The sequence below is a fragment of the Ruegeria sp. HKCCA0370 genome (genome assembly GCF_013033705.1).
Taxonomy (GTDB): domain Bacteria; phylum Pseudomonadota; class Alphaproteobacteria; order Rhodobacterales; family Rhodobacteraceae; genus Ruegeria.
In genome coordinates, this window is the sequence record NZ_WQEP01000002.1 from 389,893 (window position 1) to 406,374 (window position 16,482).

Here is a 16,482-nt window from a genome sequence, read left to right on the forward strand (position 1 = left end):
GTTAGCGCGATAAAGCCGCAACCGTCATAAACTTCCAGTGAGCGGTCAGGCGACCATCTGTTCGGCCTTCTTCAGATCGACCGAAACCAGCTGGCTGACGCCCTGTTCCTGCATGGTGACACCGAACAGGCGATCCATGCGCGCCATCGTCACCGCATGGTGGGTGATGATCAGGAACCGTGTGTCAGTCTGGCGGCACATCTCGTCCAGCAGATCGCAGAAACGCGTCACGTTTGCATCATCCAAAGGCGCATCAACCTCGTCCAGCACGCAGATCGGAGCTGGATTGGCGAGGAAGACGCCGAAGATCAGCGCGGTCGCCGTCAGGGTCTGTTCTCCGCCCGACAGCAGGCTGAGAGTCGACAGTTTCTTGCCAGGCGGCTGGCACATGATCTCAAGGCCCGCATCCAGCGGGTCGTCACTTTCGACCATCACAAGATTGGCCTCGCCGCCCCCAAAGAGATGCTTGAACAACATGGCAAAGTTCGAATTCACCTGTTCAAACGCGGTCAGCAACCGCTCGCGCCCTTCGCGGTTGAGGCTGGCGATCCCGCTGCGCAGCGCCTTGATTGCCTCTTCCAGATCGGCTTTTTCGCTGCTGAGCGTATCGAATTCTTCCTGAACTTCCTTGCTGTCTTCCTCGGCCCTCAGGTTCACGGCCCCCATCGCATCGCGCTGACGTTTGTGACGGTTCACTTCGGATTCCAGAACGTCCGCAGCTGGCATCTGGTCGGGGTTCACGTCCAGCTGGTTCAGCAATTGGTTCGGGGTCAGTTGCTGATCCTCGGCAATCCGTTCCGCCGCCGCGACAACACTTTCCTTGGCCGCGTCACAGCGCGCCTCGGCCGCGGCACGGCTTTCGCGCGCTTCTGATGCCAGACGCTCGGCCTCCCGTTCGGCCAGAACGATTTCACGGTGCATAGCCTCGGCTTCGGCCAATTTGTCGGCGGCTTCGGCGCGCCGTGCTTCGGCGGCTTCGATCTGTTCGTTCAGCTCCTCACGCGCCTCGGCGATTTCGCCGGGCACGGCCATGGCCTCCGTCAGCTCTTCTTCCGAGCTTTCCTTGCGCTCGGCAAGTTCGGAAATCCGCTTTTCAGCCGTTTCCAAACGGTGGCGCCACCCGCTGAGATCTTTCGCGACCTCCTGGCTGCGACGCGTTCGGGCGTCTCCCTCACGGCGCAGCTCGTCATGGGTCGAACGGTGGGTCAGCATGGTGATCCGCGCCGCCTCGACCGTCTGCTTGATGTCTTCGACCTGTGCGCGAGCACTGTCGAGATCACCCAGACCCGCCAAAGCCGCTTCGGCCTCGCGCAGTTGCGCGCGGGCGGCCATGGCGTCGTCCTTGTGGCGGTCAACGGCGAGGGTCAGAGTTTCCAGCTTGCCCTGGGCCAGATTGCGGTCGGCCTCGGCCCGCGACAGTGCGCGCGCGGTTTCGGCCATGCGCTGATCAGCAGCACGGCGGGCCTCACGCGCGCGCCGGTCTGCCTCGGTCACATCCGCCAATTGCTGAGACAGCGCCTCATGCGCGGCACGGGCACCGCCAGCCTGTGCTTCGGCACGGGCAAGGTCCTGTTTCAGTGCTTCCAGCCTGTTGAGCTGCTCCAACCGCAGAGCAGCAGCACTTGGCGCGTCTTCGGCCCAGGCCCGGAACCCGTCCCAGCGCCACAGGTCTCCCGAGCGCGACACCAGACGCTGGCCGGGTTTCAGCGATGCCTGCAACCGTGCGCCCTGATCCGCATCCACCAACCCGATCTGCGCAATGCGCCGGCTGAGACGATCGGGGCCCGATACATGAAGCGCCAGAGGCTCGACCCCTTCAGGCAATGGCTGGTCGCTGTCATATCCAGCCACCTGCACCCAGCCGGATGGCCCGTCACCCTCGACCAGCGGCGCGCGAAGATCGTCGGCCAGAGCAGCACCCAAAGCCTTTTCATAACCGGGTTCGACGCGCAGCAGGTCCAGCACCTGACCGCCTTCCGCCGTGTCGCGCTCCACCAGCTTGGCCAGCGCCGTGGTTTCGGCCCGGATCGCGCCCAGCTCGCCTTCTGCCTCGGACCGTCTCGCCCGGGCCTCGGCTTCGCGCGCTTGCGTTTCGTTGCGCAGTTCATCCGCCGCGGCAAGCGCCTCTTCGGCGGCTTCCACCGCTTCACGGGCTTCTTCTTCGCCCGATTGGGCGTCTTCAAACGCCTCGCTGGCGCGGATCAGGGCCGTCTTGGCCTCGTCCACGGCTTTCCGGGCTTCTTCCTCTTCACTTTCGGATCGGGCCAGTGTCTTGCGGCTGTCTTCGACCAGACGCTGGGCGGACTGGTGCCGGGCGACAAGACGGGCCATATCTTCGGTTTGCTGCGACAGGTGGTCTTCGCGTTCCTGTAGGATCGAGGCTGCCTCGCGGGCGATTTCCGCCGCTTCGGCCACTTTCTCATCGTGACCTTCTGCCGCCTTGGCCAGTTCGCGCGCTTCCCATTCCAGCCGTTCAATCATTTGTCCCGCATCGCGGTTCAATCCGGCTTCGCGTTCGATATCGTTGGCCAGCTGCTGGATTCGGTTGGTCAGCGTCTCGATCGCTTGACGGGCGCGGGTTTCCTGATCGGACAATTGATCGCGCTGCACCTGCTGGCGTTGCAGCACGGCGGCGGCAATGGCCTCCTCCTCGCGCAGCGGCGGCAGGGTTTCCTCGATCTCGGCACGTTTTGCGGCGGCAGCGCGGGCTTCAGCCTCGGCACGGGAGGCTTCGGTGATCCGCTCACGCAGTTTTTCTTCGGCCTGCTGGCGGGCCATGTCGGCCTCTTTCCAGCGTCGATACAGCAGCATCCCCTCGGCCTGACGCAGCTGTTCGCCAATTTCGCGGTAGCGGGCCGCCTGACGGGCCTGACGCGCAAGCTGGGCCAGTTGCCCGCCCAACTGCTCCAGCACGTCATCGACGCGGGTCAGGTTGGCTTCGGTGCCTTTCAGCTTGAGCTCGGCCTCATGGCGACGCTGATACAGGCCCGAGATCCCGGCGGCCTCTTCCAGAATGCGGCGACGGGCGCGCGGCTTGGCGTTGATCAACTCGGCAATGCGGTTCTGTCCGACCAACGCGGGCGAATGCGCACCGGTCGAAGCATCGGCAAACAACATCTGCACATCACGCGCACGAACGTCTTTGCCGTTCGTCTTGTAGGCGCTGCCCACATCGCGGGTGATGCGGCGAACGATTTCCAGTTGATCGCTGTCGTTGAACCCCGACGGCGCCAGACGTTCCGAGTTGTCCATGGTCAGGACAACTTCGGCAAAGTTGCGCGCGGGCCGCGTGGCGGCCCCGGCAAAGATCACGTCTTCCATCGCGCCACCGCGCATGGATTTGGGGCGGTTTTCGCCCATCACCCAACGCAAAGCTTCCAGAAGGTTGGACTTGCCGCAACCGTTCGGGCCCACCACACCGGTCAACCCGTCCGCGATGATCAAATCGGTCGGATCAACAAAGCTTTTGAAGCCGGTCAGTTTGAGCTTGCTGAAACGCAATGGCTGCGTGCCCCATGATTCCTTTGCATTGGAAGTCTGCGCAAGGGATGGGGTCTGAGTCAACGGAGTTGCGCAGGATATGGGATATCAGCCCGAGTTATCCACAACATCTTGCCGAAAAACGCAAGAACGCGCGCATCTCAATACGGCGTGCATTCAAAGACCTGATACCCGTTTTCCCCACCGACGTTTTCATAAAGACCAAAGTCGATGCATTCGTAATTGGGGGTCGAGACGGCCGTCAGCAAAAGCCGCTCACCCACATCACGGTCACACCCCAAAACCCCAACGGTCACGGCTGCGTCCCCCAGCACGTCCAGAATCGGACATCCCGAAACCTGCGCCATCGCCAAAGCGGCGCGATCCCGGACCGGGCCCAGCCGAGGGGCGTATTGCGCGTTGATCCGCACAGCCTCGGCCAGGTCGCCGCGCACACGTACATCGAAGACACTGCCATTCACAGCCACGCGCGTGGCGGGAACGTCACGGAAATGCGGAGTACCGGCGGCGCAGGCGGCCAGCAACAGAGGTGCGAGAAACCGGATCATGCCGCAGAGTTGCAGCATTTTGGTTAACAGAACCTTTCCGGACGTCAGGCCCGCAGCACCTCTCCCAGCCGGCGAATGCCTTCGCGTATTGTCGCCTCGTCAGAATTCGAAAAACTGAGACGGATCGTGTTTGCCCCGCTGCCATCCGGGAAAAACGCCTGCCCCGGAACAAAAGCTACTTTGACGGTGTCCAGCGCACGCGCCAGCAGGTCAGAGCCAACCATCCCCTCGGGCAACGTGACCCAGATGAACATCCCCCCTTCGGGACGTGTCCAATCCACCCCGTCAGGCATATGCTGGTCCATGGCGTTCAGCATCACATCACGACGGGCGCGATAGACATTTCGTACTTTCGGAATATGGGTGTCGAAACAGGCCTGCGCCACCTGATGCACAGCCATCTGGTTGATGGTCGCGGAATGAAGGTCAGCTGCCTGTTTCAACAGCACCATTTGGGAAATGACTGGCTTGGACGCAACGACCCATCCCATACGCAAACCCGGCGACAGCGTTTTCGAGAAACTGCCGCAATAGATCGTCCGACAGTCCTCGATTGACCCTTTGCGGGCCTGCTCCAATGACAGTATGGGGGGGATCGGATCCCCGTCATAGCGCAGAGCCTGATAGGCTCCGTCCTCTATCAACGCGCAATCCAGTTCCTCGGCCAGATCCAGCAGAGCCTCTCTGCCCTGCAAGTCCACGGTTTCTCCTGTCGGGTTCGCAAAATCCGCCGACAGATAGGCAAATTTCACTGCGCCTGCGCCCGCTGCGGCCTTGTATTCCTTGGCCCCCTGATTGCCATTGAGCCGGTCAAAGCGTGGCTCGTAGGCGTTGAATGCAGCCAGCGCGCCCAGATAAGTGGGCCACCCGACCAGGGCCGTGTCACCGGGGGACAGGAACAGCTTGCCCAGATAGTCCAGCGCCTGCTGTGACCCCGAGGTGATCAGGATGTTGTCGATGTCACAGGCCACCCCGATTTCGCGCATGTGCTGCGCCAGCCACTGCCGCAATGGGACATAGCCTTCGCTGACCGAATATTGCAGCGCCTGCGCTTGCAAATCCGGCCCCAGGGCCTGCTGAAACGCCTGTGCAAACGCATCGGCGGGAAACAGTGCGGGATCAGGAATCCCACCGGCAAACGAAATGATGCCGGGTTGGTCAAGCAGCTTCAGCAATTCGCGAATCTCTGACGCTTTCATTCGCGAGGCCCGGGTGGCAAACAAAGGGTGTTGGGACATGAGGCTCCTCCGATCTCAATTCGGTGCAGCCTAAGCTCTCCACTATTAAAGTCAACATTACTGACCTTATTTTTCAATGGATGCGACCGGGGATTCTTGAACAGCACCGACGTCCATGGTCAAATGAATTGACCAATTTCGGAAGATGAGATGCCATTTCACAAAGTTCAGACGGAAAAGCTGTCGCTCGCAGTCGTTCGCCAGATCGAGCTTTTGATCCTGCGAGGCATCCTGCGCCCCGGCGAGCGCCTGCCATCCGAGCGGGAGTTGGCAGAGCGCATGGGCGTTTCGCGCCCGTCCCTGCGAGATGCGATTTCCGACCTTCAGGAACAGGGCCTTTTGACCGCGAAAGCCGGATCCGGGATCTATGTGGCCGAGGTTCTGGGTTCTGCCTTTTCACCGGCACTGATCCGCCTGTTTGGCAGCCATGAAGAAGCCGTATTCGATTACCTGTCCTTTCGCCGTGACATGGAAGGGCTGGCGGCGGAACGGGCGGCGCGCCTGGGGTCAGACAGCGACCTGAAGGTCGTTCAGGCGATCTTTGACAAGATGCAGGCGGCCCACAACCGAAACGCCGCGAATGACGAGGCGCAGCTGGACGCCGAGTTCCACATGGCCATCATCGAAGCCAGCCACAATGTGGTGATGCTGCACATGATGCGGTCGATGTATGACCTTCTGGTGCAGGGGGTGTTCTACAACCGTCAGACCATGTTCCGTCAGCGCGCCACCCGCGAGGCCATCCTGGATCAGCACCGCGCCATCAATGCGGCGCTGCAAGAGCGTGATCCTCTGGCCGCCCGAAATGCAATCGAACGCCATTTGGATTTTGTGGAACGCTGCATGGCGGACCAGCAAAAGGCCGATCGGAACGAAGCTATCGCGCAACAAAGGCTGCAACACGAAACCGGGCGGGGCTGAGCGCGGTCCGGATTTTGCAGACATGGCAGGGCAAGGCCGGGACTAGGCAGCGCCTGACGCGGCTGGCAGCAGATGTCGGGGGAACGGCGCGCCGCTGCCTTCTCCCAGACGGTTCTCCGCGGCCAGTGTCGTCAGCGCCGGGTCGATGAACAGCCTTGCGCCGCGATCTCTCAGACGTTTGTGCAGCATTACATGTTCGCACACCTGTTGGCCTTTTTCGTCCCGGCAAGTATAGCGCAACCCTCGCAGCGCGCGGGATTTATACAAACCGGCGCCGCCGAATGCGCTGTCGACCGGGATCAGGGGCGTATCGGCAGGAATGTGAAACTGGCGGTCAAAAACAGCGGACTTCATGACAGACCGGCGCCACTTGCGACGCCCGAACAGCGGCCGGCGCGTGCTTTGAATGCGTTGCCACACGTCTTCATCACACCAACCCGAACAACGCAAAGCGTAGATATCGTCATATGCTGGTTTTGGGTTGGCGAAAACACCCTCCCACAACGGGGCGACCCGCTGCGCTGCTGTCAGAACCGCCTGGGCATCCAGGCAGGTATTCGGACCATCCAGATCCAACACCAGCGTCAACTCCAGGTCCGTGTCCTGATCCTCGAGTTTTTTGAGAACTGCATTTCTGGCCGCCGTGATACGCTCGACCCGGTTTGGCAATTCTGACGCAAGACCATCCAGCTGCAGGATATCAACATACCGGCTTTGACCCGCATAGTCGGACAACACTTGATCCGTACCGTCCGTGTTGTCGTTCGTGGCAATGGTGACGGTGAACCGGTGCAACTGCGCAGACAGGTTTTCGATTCTGTTGATCGTGTCGATCAGCGCTGACCCGCCATTTCGGACGACGCCGACAATATTCATCGAAACTGCGTTGCCTGACACCGCCTGTCTTTCCCTGTTATTGTCACGCTCTCATCAGAGCGCCCCTATCAACCTGATCCCCGGCAGGTCGTAGGATTCGGAGTGTTTGAAACAACAGAAGCAGAAGCACGACGAAAACAAAAGACCCGACAGCCAAAAGCTCTCGGGTCGTCTGTATCGCGTGTCTGTCGGGGTCACCCGTCAGTGCAGCTTGGCATCCACGTCTGCAATCGATGCATCGATCAGTTTGTTGGCCTGCGCTGCGGTCATTTGCTTTGCCAGAACCGAGCTGGCCGCCGAAACCGCAACCGATACGGCCTGATCACGCACTTCCTTCAGTGCAGACGCTTCGGCCGAAGCGATCTGGTCCTGAGCTGCGGCCAGACGACGCTCGATCGACTTTTCCAAGTCAGCTTTCGCCTGTTCTGCCGCCAAGGCCGCGTCTTCCTTCGCTGCCGCGACGATCGCATCGGCCTGCCCCTGAACTTCACGCTGCTTGCGCTCGTACGAGGCCAGCAAACTGCGGGCTTCTTCATGCAGAGCACGGGCTTCGTCCAGTTCAGATTTGATGCCTTCGGCACGGTTGTCCAGCGCGCCACCGATCATACCGGGGACCTTGAAGTAGAACAGGACCGCGATGAAGACGATGAAGCCCAGAAGGACAACAAAGTCGGTATTGCCAAGCGAAAAGAACGGGCCGCTTGCAGCCAGCGCGGGGCTGGCGGCACCAACGGTCAGGATAAGGGCAAGAGTGTTCCGCATGTCACTTATCCTTTCGTCTGTGCGTCTACTGCACTGTCGATGGCTTTGGCATCTGCCTCGCCGCCCAGTGCGGTGACCAGTTCAGCCGCCGTATCCTTGGCAACCACTTGAATGCTTTCCAGCGCACCGGCACGGATTTCGGCGATTGCCTTTTCCGATTCAGCCGCCTTGGCAGCGATTTCCGCATCCGCCTTGGCAATCGCGTCATCCAGTCCAGCCTGAATTTCAGCGCGTGCTTCGGCAGCGATACGCTGCGCTTCGGCACGGGCATCGGCCAGCGCCTTGTTATAGGCCTCTTCGGCCTCGACCGCCTTGGCCTTCAGATCTTCGGCCGCAGCCAGGTCATTTGTAATGGTCCCCTGACGTTCAGCCAGGATTGCCGCGATGCGGGGCAGAGCCACGCGCGACAGGACCAGAAAGATGACGACCAGCGTAATGACCAGCCAGAAAATCTGGTTGGGGAACCAATCGAAGCAGAGCTGCGGCATCCCGATGGCAGAGCCATAGGAGTCGACGCACGAGCCAGCTACCTCTTTTGTAAGGGGTTCAGTCGCCATGATATCCTCCGTCGGAAACTTGTCTTTACAACAGGTGGGCCGCTATGGCTTGGACCCACCTGCGCGTAAGGATCAGGTTCCGCAGATTATACGGCGAACATCAGCAGCAGCGAGACCAGGAATGCGAAGATCCCCAGGGCTTCTGCGAACGCGATACCGATGAAGAGGGTTGCGGTCTGCGAAGCAGCCGCCGAAGGGTTGCGCAGGGCGCCGGCCAGGAAGTTGCCTGCTACGTTGCCCACCCCGATTGCGGCTGCGCCGGAACCGATTGCTGCCAGGCCTGCGCCGATGTGTGCGAGATCGCCTTCCATGATGTATCTCCTTACGAATTGGAAGTTTCGATGTTGGGGTATCGGACCTTAGTGCGACGGATGCAGCGCATCTTTCAGATAAACACAGGTCAGAATGGTGAATACGTAGGCCTGAATGAAGGCCACGAGGACCTCAAGACCATACATAGCGGTGATCGCCAGAACCGACACGGGCGAGATCACGGCAATCGCGGCGAAGCCTGCGAAAACCTTGATAACCGCGTGGCCAGCCATGACGTTTCCGGCAAGACGAATGGAGTGGCTGACCGGACGCACGAAGTACGAGATCAGCTCGATGATCGCCAGGATCGGGCGCAGCGCCAGAGGCGCGCTGGAGACCCAGAACAGACCGAGGAATGCGGCGCCGTTTTTCACGAAACCCAGCACGGTCACGGTCAGGAACACAGCCAGCGCCAGCGGGATGGTCACGGCAAAATGCGACGTGGTGGTGAACGAGGTCGGGATCAGCCCCAGGAAGTTCGCGCAGACGATGAACATGAACAGGGTCATGACATAGGGGAAGTATTTCACGCCTTCCTTGCCGCAGATGTCTTCCAGCATCTTGTAGATGAAGCCATAGGCCAGCTCGGCCACCGACTGCATACGGGTCGGAACGATGGCGCGTTTCGAGGTGGGCAGTACCAGCAGAGCGATTATGGCCAGCACCGCAAAGAACAACCACAGGGTCACGTTGGTGACGGTGAACATGCCTACTGCACCATCGCCGAACAGCGGCTTGACGATGAACTGATCCATCGGGTGGAATACCAGGCTGCTGCCTTCTGCTGCGGTGGTCTCGGTTGCCACGTTCAGTCCCTCTCGTCCTTCTCGGCAGCCGTTGCCGCCGTTTGTTTCTCTTGAACCTCTTTCGCGCTGCGGAGCATAACCTTCACGCCCGCGACAAGGCCCAGCAATGTAAACAGCACCAGAAAGATCGGGATCGTCCCGAGCAGGCTGTCCAGCCCGTATCCGATGCCAAATCCGATCCCCAGACCGGATACCATTTCGATGACCATCCGCCAGGCAAGCTCACCCCCGGACACGTCAGCATCCGCACGAGGCTTTGGCGCTTTGGCCTTTTTCGCCGCTTCGATCTTGGCCTCAAGCTGCGCCATACGCTGCTTTTGGTCATCATCGGTCACGGGCGTTTCCCTCGTACAAACTTGGGCATGGTGCTAAGGCGCGAAGCGCGCAGAGTCAACGACCTTGAATGCCCTCATTGACGCAGCCTAGATCGTTGAAAATGCTTTGGTTTTCAGAAGTCCCGGGGCGTGTCATTGGTTTCGAGGGCCACCATTGCGCCGCCAAAGCCCTGAATCCGCATATTCAACCAAATGGTTGACCAATCCCGGCGGCTATGGTTGAGCGGACGCATGTCCAACGATCTCGACACCGTCTTTGCAGCCCTCGCCGACCCCACCCGCCGCGCCATTCTGGCGATGCTGCTGGAGGATGACATGGCGGTGACGGATGTGGCCGAACCGTTCGAGATGTCGCTGGCGGCGATCTCCAAACACCTGGTCATACTGACCAAGGCCGGTCTGATCAGTCAGGAAAAACGCGGGCGGGTAAAATGGTGCAAGCTGGAACCCGACGCCTTGCGCGCCGCTTCGGTCTGGATGCAGGGGTTCGGACAATTCGAGCCCGTCAATCTGGACGCGTTCGAACGGTTTCTGGAAGCTGAACTGCCAAAGTCGGGCGAGGCCTAGCGCACCACAAAAACAGACATGCTGGCGTGTTTCGCCAGAAAACCGGCGTGGCTGGAAAAAATATAGTCGGTGATCCGGGGCGCGTGGGTGCCGACAATGACCAGATCTGCGCCGATCTCCTCGGCCGCGCGGGTCAGATCGCTGTCCACCTCAGCGGCAACGTCGACCGAGTGGATTTTGCGCATCGAAACGTCTGATCCACTTTCTGCGGCCAACTGTTCGGTGAACTCCGCCAATTCCTTGTCGATCTCGGCCTCGGTTTCCGAGGATTCACCCATATGGGCCCCGGTGACGCTGACCAGAGTGATTTTGGCGCTCTGCCACTTTGCAACCTGCCCGGCAACATCGGCTGCTTTGCGAACTTCGGGCGGTAGATGCCGGTCAACCGGCAACATGATATGTTTGAACATGATCTCCTCCATTTGCCTGCCAAAGAGGTTATGGAAGGGCCCACAGGGGTGCCTTGATCTGGCTCAACAAATTCCACCACTGGAATGCATCTTGGATCTGCCGGGTCTTTTCTAGCGATGATGTGGCTTATTCCATGGCGCGGCGCTCTGGCACCGAGGGCGCGACTTCCTCTTTCAACAACATCAGCAGGGCGATGATTGTCAGCGCCACACCACCCAGGATCAAACCGGTTGGCACGCCTTTGCCCAGCGCAATCTCCCACAGAATGACCCAGCTGGGAACCAGATAGGTATAGGCCATGACCTTGGCCGACGGCAGCCGCAAGGAAGAAAACTGCACCAGCACGAAGCTGGCTGCCGTTGCAAAGAACGAAATGTAGAACAGGCCGATCCAGACAATAGCCGGAAGCCCGGCCCAATCGGTTGCCATCAGCTCGGACCAGCCGAACACGACCAACAACAGACACCCGGCGACCAGCGTACCGAAGGTGAATACCACGGCGGGCTCTCCTCGGTTCAGCTTGCGTATCATGGGCGTATAGATCGCATGGGCGACGCAGCCCCAGAAATAGATAATTTCGCCGCCACCGATTTCAAAGGCGCGGAACATTTGCCAATCGGCCCGGAAAATCACCCAAAGCGCCCCCACAGCGCCAATGGTCAGGGCCAGCGCCATGCGCGGCGTCGTGATTTGGCGCAACAAGACCCACCCCGCCATGGCAGAGACAACTGGTGTCAGGGTGAACACCGCTGCCGCACTGACAGGTGGGGCGGTTTGCAACCCATAGAACATCAGGACGAAATAGGTGGCGAACAAAGCCCCGAGCACCAGATAGCGCCAAGGGGCCTGCGCAGCGCTGCGCGGCAGGCCGGTTGTCGCCAGGGCGGCCAAACCAATCACGGCAGCGGCAATCGCAAAGCGAACCGCATTCAGGGCGGCTGGCGCGATTTCGTTGGCGATCATGGACCCCAGCGAAAAGCTGCCTGCAACAAGGGCTGAAAAGGCAAGCATGGCCAGATGGCCACGCATCTGCGGGCTCATGGCTGCCAGCCTTTGGCTTCTTCTTTCAAAAAGCTCAGGAACGCCTGTACCTTGGTGGTGCGGTGCAAGTCCACGTGGGTCACCAGCCACAGATTGCCGAACCATTCCGGCAGCGGATCAATCACCTCGACCAGATTGTCGTGGCGGGCAGCCTCCCAACGGGCCATGAAGCCGATGCCGGCACCGGCCAGAACGGCCTCGCGCATGCAGAAGTTGTTGGTACAGCGGAAGGTGATGCGATCGGCGGGTACCGTCGCGCGCAACCAGCGTGTGAACGGCGCGCGGCTGGTCTCATCATCAGAACTGACGAAGTGATGGCGTGCAAAATCTTCGATTCCGGATGGCTTGCCGAACCGTTCGATGTACGAGGCGCTGGCATAAAGACCAACTTCCTCCTGTCGGAAAGGCTGGACGACATTGTCGGGTTGATCGGGGGCCGATCCGGCGCGGATCGCCACATGCGCCTCACCGTATTCCAACCGGAACAGCCGGTCGCCCGTCAGGTATCGCACGATCAGGTCCGGATGCATCTTTTGAAACGCGGTGAGCGTCGGCACCACCAACGGGGCAAGAGACCCCAGGGATGTCACGACCAATTCACCCGAGACATCGTCTCCGCGTCCCTTCATCCGGCCGACAAGCTGGTTGAACTGATCTTCGGTCGCCTGTGCCACGCGCAACAGATCGTCGCCTGCTTCGGTCGGCGTATACCCGCGGGCATGGCGCTGGAACAGTTTGACACCCAATCGCGCCTCGATCGCATCAATGTGACGGATCACGGTGGCGTGGTGAACACCCAGAACCTCTGCCGCGCCGCTGACCGTCCCCATGCGTGCCACCTGATAGGCGGTTCTCACCTCATCCCAATTATCCATGGCAATGTCGTCACTGTGCAATTTCCAACAATAACTGTTGATGTATCCGAGTTTTGTTCATCAACGCAACAATCATATTGGGCGCAGGACAAGATTCCCCTGACCAAAAGGACTAAAACAATGACCAAAACGATCCTTCACATCGACTCATCCGCCCGCCGCGTGAACTCGACCACGCGCGATCTGTCTGACCGTGTGGTCAAGCAACTGGGCGCAGACCGCATCATCCGCCGCGATCTGGCCACCCCCCTGCCCCTGCTGACAGAAGACTGGATCGCCGCCAATTTCACCCCCGCCGAGCAGCGCGACGATCTACAGCGCGACCGGCTGGCCCTGTCGGACGAACTGGTTACCGAACTGCAAGAGGCCGACACCATCGTCATCGGCCTGCCGATCTACAACTTTTCGGTGCCTGCCGCATTCAAGGCCTGGGTCGACCTCGTGGCGCGCGCGGGCCTGACCTTTTCCTACACGGAAAACGGCCCCAAAGGCCTGCTGGAAGGGAAACGTGCGATTCTGGCCATCGCATCGGGCGGCGTTCCCGTCGGATCCGAAGCTGATTTCGCCACCAATTACGCGCGCCACGTTCTGGGTTTCATCGGCATTCATGACGTTGACGTCATCGCCGCGGATCAGATGGCCGTGAACCCGGATGCGGCGCTGGAAAATGCCCACAAGGCGGTTGCGGAGCTTGCAGCCTGATCGCCTCTGGCCAACGAGCGTGGAAACGTCCAGTCTGCATGCGAGCAAACAGGCAGACTGGATGGGCCACATGAAGAAAATCGGCATTCTGGGCGGTGTGGGCTGGGCCTCGACCGTCGATTATTACCGGGCGATTGCCGAAGGGGCCGGGCGTTATCACGCGGAACGCGGCCATGGTTCGCCTTTGCCGATCCCACCGATGACCATCGAATCCGTTACGCAGGCCAGAACGCGCGCCCTGCGCGGTGTCGCCGGTGATGAGGCAAGCTGGGCGGATTTTGACGCGGTGTTCCGCGACGCCCTACTGACTCTCGAACGCGCCGGGTGCGATTTTGGCATTATCGCGTCCAACACCCCCCATGCGCGGCTTCACGCGATACGGCAGGGTGTCTCGATGCCGATCCTCAGCATCTTTGACGCAACCGCCGAGGCGACGGCAGGTACCGGCGCATCACGGGCTCTGGTCCTGGGAACCACCGTGACAATGCAGGCCACCAACTATGCGAACCGACTGGCCGCCGAAGGCATTGCCGCGAATGAACGGTTGCCCGAACCCGAGATTTCCCAGATGCAGGCCATGATCGACAGTGATTTCTACGGTGGTGCGTCTGACATCGCCCGCGCCAGACTGCTGGCGTTTTGCGACAAGCACGCCAGCCCCGGAACCGCGATCCTGCTGGCCTGTACCGAGCTTCCACTGGCTTTTCCCAACCACCTGGACGATCCGGTGTTCGAAGCTGACGGGCATCTGTTCGTCAACCCGTCAGCCGCGCATGTTGCCGCCGCATTGAAAGAGGCGCTGATGTAATCAGGGCAACCACGTGACCGCGCAGCCGATGCGAACGAAAAAGGCCATCATGTCGGCCCGCGTCAGGGCCACGGTGCGGTCGTTGACAAGGGGGTGCATGTAAATCACCTCGGCCTGCTGTGCCGCCGCATCCATGAAGAACCTGACATCATTCTGAACACCGTTGATCATCGCCAGCGGACTGACGGCGCCGGGACGTATGCCGAGATTCTGAAACAGCCGGTCCGCCGAGCCGAAGGACAGGTTGCCTATGCCCAACTCGGCCCCCAAAGCCTTGAGATCAATCTCGCGACTTTGTTCCAAGGTCACCAGATAGTTGCGCTTTTTCTTGTCGCGCAGATACAGGTTCTTGACCCGCAGCGCGTTCTCTCCGGGTGTCATGAACTGGTCTTCGACCACCTTTGCATCCTCGACCGTACGCAATGGCACATGGGTATGCAGGCGATAGGTCAGCCCCCAATCTTCCATCTGCGCAAGCAATGCGTCCGAACTCAGCGGCAAAGTGTCCTGATGGGTGGATGAAGCGTCCATGAAGCCCTCGCTTTTTTGGATTGCTCATCGCGCAACAAAACTTGGAATTCAAGCGCGAGAGATACAATTGCCCGGGTGATACCACCCAGAATGCAGATCGCGCGCATCACAGGCGCAGTCAGCGTCTGGCGTGCCGAACCTGGCCTTGACCCCGCCAACCACACTGCCCGAGATCAAGGACGGTGCTGCGCTGGCCCTGCGCGTTTCAGCCTGATTTCACGCAAGACGGTGATGAAACAAACTGGAACAGGGTGTTGGAACGGTGCTAGCGTACCGCCATGAAAGTGACCCGAGACACCCCGAACCAACTGATCATCGCCAATACGCCCTGGTTCATCGGCATCACGCTGGTCATTTTCATTCTGGCCTTTGTCGGCCCCGGTATCTTTCTGATGAGCACGGGCGGCGAAGGCATCTGGTTCGGCCTGATCTTTGCCCTTGGCGGAGGCGGTCTTGGGTTTGGTGCGTTTTGTGTTTTCGTAAGACGGGTTCAGGTCATTCTGGATCGGAACAAGGACAGTATCCTGATCCGCCGCCAATCGGTTTTTGGTTATGAAGCGGTTGAACACAAACTGTCCAACCTGTCCCACGCAGAAATCGAAAGCACGACATCCCGTGGCAAAAACGGCACCTCGACGCTGTATCGCCCGGTCCTTGTTCTTGAGAAAGGCATGAGCGCGGGTCGCCATCCCATTGTCGAAGCGTTTTCCAGCGGCTCCGGCTCTCACCGGTTGGCCGAGGCGGTGAACGACTGGCTTCCATCTAAGCCCGGCCAAGACCGTCGCGCAGTCGGGACAAACTAAGACGCCAGGCCGCGTTCCAGCCACAAGCGCTCTTCGGCTGAGACCAGCCGGGACATGCAGGCGTCATATCGCGCCATGTCCTGCTCGGTCAGTTTGCCTTCCCACTTGTTGCTTGTGCCCGAAGAGAAGAACTGCGCAAAGTCGTGAAACCCACTGGTGAATCCGGGGGTTTGCTCCAGACGTATGGCGTTGTTTTTCATTGATCCGAAACTGCCGGCCTCGGCTATGTCTTTGACCAGGTCCGGGTCAATTTCGATGTCCATGATCCGGGCAAGCCGCGCGACCTGTCCCGGAAGATCCCGGCTCAGCTCGGCATAGTGCAGAAAATGAATGTTGGGCAGGTCGCGATACTTCCAAAAGGAATGGAAGTGATGAATGATCGATCTGAGGGTCAGGTCATCTGTGCCCTTGGATGACGCGGGCCGGTTCAAAAACATGTCGAAAGCTTCCGACAGATCGTCAGGGAACAGGTAATCAAGCCAGTCATGTTTCATATTCTCGACATGGCGGCGCATTGAAAAATGAACGTCAACCGGATGGCGGTGAACAACCAAGTATTGCGCATTTGGCGAGAACACGATGCCATCAAGCGGGGTATGTGTCTTGATACAGCGCCGATGTCTTTGCGCGCTCAGTTCATCCGCCTGCGCGACCCGATCGCGAAAACTGCAATCAAGCCACGGTGAGACCCTGTTGTCGTACACACTGGGGTCGGCCGTTTCGGTGATGAGCATGCGCACCAGTGTTTGCGTCCAAGTGGTGCCGCATTTGGGCGGTGTGCACACAAAGACGTCGCTGGGCCGGATCTCGAATCCGGACCATATATCGGTGTTGGTCACTTCGCCGACATAGTCGGTCGTCTTTCGCGGCAGACCATTCTTCATCGCC

General features: G+C 59.9%; 19 protein-coding genes. 5 read left to right on the forward strand and 14 right to left on the reverse strand.

Annotated elements, in window-relative coordinates:
• Positions 1-45: 45 nt before the first annotated feature.
• The 3 genes from GOW31_RS08315 to GOW31_RS08325 form a co-directional block, all read right to left on the reverse strand.
• Positions 46-3,501 (reverse strand): chromosome segregation SMC family protein, encoded by a 3,456-nt coding sequence (locus GOW31_RS08315; protein ID WP_171169204.1) that lies wholly within the window; start codon positions 3,499-3,501, stop codon positions 46-48.
• Between the two features lie 140 nt (positions 3,502-3,641).
• Positions 3,642-4,049: a hypothetical protein gene (locus tag GOW31_RS08320; RefSeq protein ID WP_171169206.1), complete on the reverse strand. Its 408-nt coding sequence runs from the start codon at positions 4,047-4,049 to the stop codon at positions 3,642-3,644.
• A 44-nt stretch (positions 4,050-4,093) separates the two neighbouring features.
• Positions 4,094-5,287: a PLP-dependent aminotransferase family protein gene (locus GOW31_RS08325; protein WP_171169208.1), complete on the reverse strand. Its 1,194-nt coding sequence runs from the start codon at positions 5,285-5,287 to the stop codon at positions 4,094-4,096.
• A 150-nt stretch (positions 5,288-5,437) separates the two neighbouring features.
• Here GOW31_RS08325 and GOW31_RS08330 point away from each other — a divergent pair, with 150 nt between their 5' ends.
• Complete coding sequence (locus GOW31_RS08330) at positions 5,438-6,208, forward strand: FadR/GntR family transcriptional regulator (protein ID WP_152457051.1); 771 nt, start codon at positions 5,438-5,440, stop codon at positions 6,206-6,208.
• 42 nt (positions 6,209-6,250) lie between these two features.
• Here the strand turns inward: GOW31_RS08330 and GOW31_RS08335 are convergent, their stop codons facing one another.
• The 6 genes from GOW31_RS08335 to GOW31_RS08360 all read right to left on the reverse strand — a co-directional run bounded on the left by GOW31_RS08335 (position 6,251) and on the right by GOW31_RS08360 (position 9,856).
• Complete coding sequence (locus GOW31_RS08335) at positions 6,251-7,084, reverse strand: hypothetical protein (RefSeq protein WP_171169210.1); 834 nt, start codon at positions 7,082-7,084, stop codon at positions 6,251-6,253.
• Between the two features lie 201 nt (positions 7,085-7,285).
• Positions 7,286-7,846 carry a F0F1 ATP synthase subunit B gene (locus tag GOW31_RS08340; protein ID WP_170344804.1) on the reverse strand — a complete coding sequence of 187 codons (561 nt, stop codon included), beginning with the start codon at positions 7,844-7,846 and terminating at the stop codon, positions 7,286-7,288.
• A gap of 5 nt (positions 7,847-7,851) precedes the next feature.
• The gene (locus tag GOW31_RS08345) at positions 7,852-8,403 is read right to left on the reverse strand and encodes a F0F1 ATP synthase subunit B' (RefSeq protein ID WP_171169212.1); all 552 of its coding nucleotides are present in this window, start codon (positions 8,401-8,403) and stop codon (positions 7,852-7,854) included.
• Positions 8,404-8,489: 86 nt separating this feature from the next.
• Positions 8,490-8,714 (reverse strand): F0F1 ATP synthase subunit C, encoded by a 225-nt coding sequence (locus GOW31_RS08350; RefSeq protein ID WP_005981269.1) that lies wholly within the window; start codon positions 8,712-8,714, stop codon positions 8,490-8,492.
• 48 nt (positions 8,715-8,762) lie between these two features.
• Positions 8,763-9,521: a F0F1 ATP synthase subunit A gene (locus tag GOW31_RS08355; protein WP_152457047.1), complete on the reverse strand. Its 759-nt coding sequence runs from the start codon at positions 9,519-9,521 to the stop codon at positions 8,763-8,765.
• Positions 9,522-9,523: 2 nt separating this feature from the next.
• Entirely contained in the window at positions 9,524-9,856 is a 333-nt protein-coding gene (locus GOW31_RS08360) for an AtpZ/AtpI family protein (protein ID WP_152457046.1), read from the reverse strand.
• A gap of 231 nt (positions 9,857-10,087) precedes the next feature.
• Between GOW31_RS08360 and GOW31_RS08365 the strand changes: the two genes are divergently transcribed.
• Positions 10,088-10,423 carry a metalloregulator ArsR/SmtB family transcription factor gene (locus GOW31_RS08365; RefSeq protein ID WP_170344797.1) on the forward strand — a complete coding sequence of 112 codons (336 nt, stop codon included), beginning with the start codon at positions 10,088-10,090 and terminating at the stop codon, positions 10,421-10,423.
• On the opposite strand, the gene GOW31_RS08370 is transcribed toward GOW31_RS08365, so the two are convergent.
• The 3 genes from GOW31_RS08370 to GOW31_RS08380 form a co-directional block, all read right to left on the reverse strand.
• Positions 10,420-10,833 carry a universal stress protein gene (locus tag GOW31_RS08370; protein WP_171169214.1) on the reverse strand — a complete coding sequence of 138 codons (414 nt, stop codon included), beginning with the start codon at positions 10,831-10,833 and terminating at the stop codon, positions 10,420-10,422. The genes GOW31_RS08365 and GOW31_RS08370 overlap by 4 nt on opposite strands.
• A gap of 127 nt (positions 10,834-10,960) precedes the next feature.
• Positions 10,961-11,875: a DMT family transporter gene (locus GOW31_RS08375; RefSeq protein WP_171169216.1), complete on the reverse strand. Its 915-nt coding sequence runs from the start codon at positions 11,873-11,875 to the stop codon at positions 10,961-10,963.
• Positions 11,872-12,750: a LysR family transcriptional regulator gene (locus GOW31_RS08380; RefSeq protein WP_152457042.1), complete on the reverse strand. Its 879-nt coding sequence runs from the start codon at positions 12,748-12,750 to the stop codon at positions 11,872-11,874. Before GOW31_RS08380 ends, GOW31_RS08375 begins: the two co-directional genes overlap by 4 nt.
• A gap of 120 nt (positions 12,751-12,870) precedes the next feature.
• Between GOW31_RS08380 and GOW31_RS08385 the strand changes: the two genes are divergently transcribed.
• The gene (locus GOW31_RS08385) at positions 12,871-13,452 is read left to right on the forward strand and encodes an FMN-dependent NADH-azoreductase (RefSeq protein WP_171169218.1); all 582 of its coding nucleotides are present in this window, start codon (positions 12,871-12,873) and stop codon (positions 13,450-13,452) included.
• A 70-nt stretch (positions 13,453-13,522) separates the two neighbouring features.
• A complete protein-coding gene (locus tag GOW31_RS08390) occupies positions 13,523-14,260 on the forward strand; it encodes an aspartate/glutamate racemase family protein (RefSeq protein WP_171169220.1) in 738 nt (245 codons plus the stop codon).
• On the opposite strand, the gene GOW31_RS08395 is transcribed toward GOW31_RS08390, so the two are convergent.
• Complete coding sequence (locus GOW31_RS08395; protein WP_171169222.1) at positions 14,261-14,791, reverse strand: prolyl-tRNA synthetase associated domain-containing protein; 531 nt, start codon at positions 14,789-14,791, stop codon at positions 14,261-14,263.
• Between the two features lie 278 nt (positions 14,792-15,069).
• On the opposite strand from GOW31_RS08395, the gene GOW31_RS08400 reads away from it, so the two are divergent.
• On the forward strand, positions 15,070-15,594 hold the full coding sequence (locus tag GOW31_RS08400) for a hypothetical protein (RefSeq protein ID WP_171169224.1): 525 nt from the start codon (positions 15,070-15,072) through the stop codon (positions 15,592-15,594).
• Here the strand turns inward: GOW31_RS08400 and GOW31_RS08405 are convergent.
• Positions 15,591-16,478, reverse strand: coding sequence for a sulfotransferase domain-containing protein (locus GOW31_RS08405; RefSeq protein ID WP_171120314.1), 888 nt, complete (start codon positions 16,476-16,478; stop codon positions 15,591-15,593). The two genes, GOW31_RS08400 and GOW31_RS08405, sit on opposite strands and share 4 nt — an antisense overlap.
• Between the last annotated feature and the right edge of the window lie 4 nt (positions 16,479-16,482).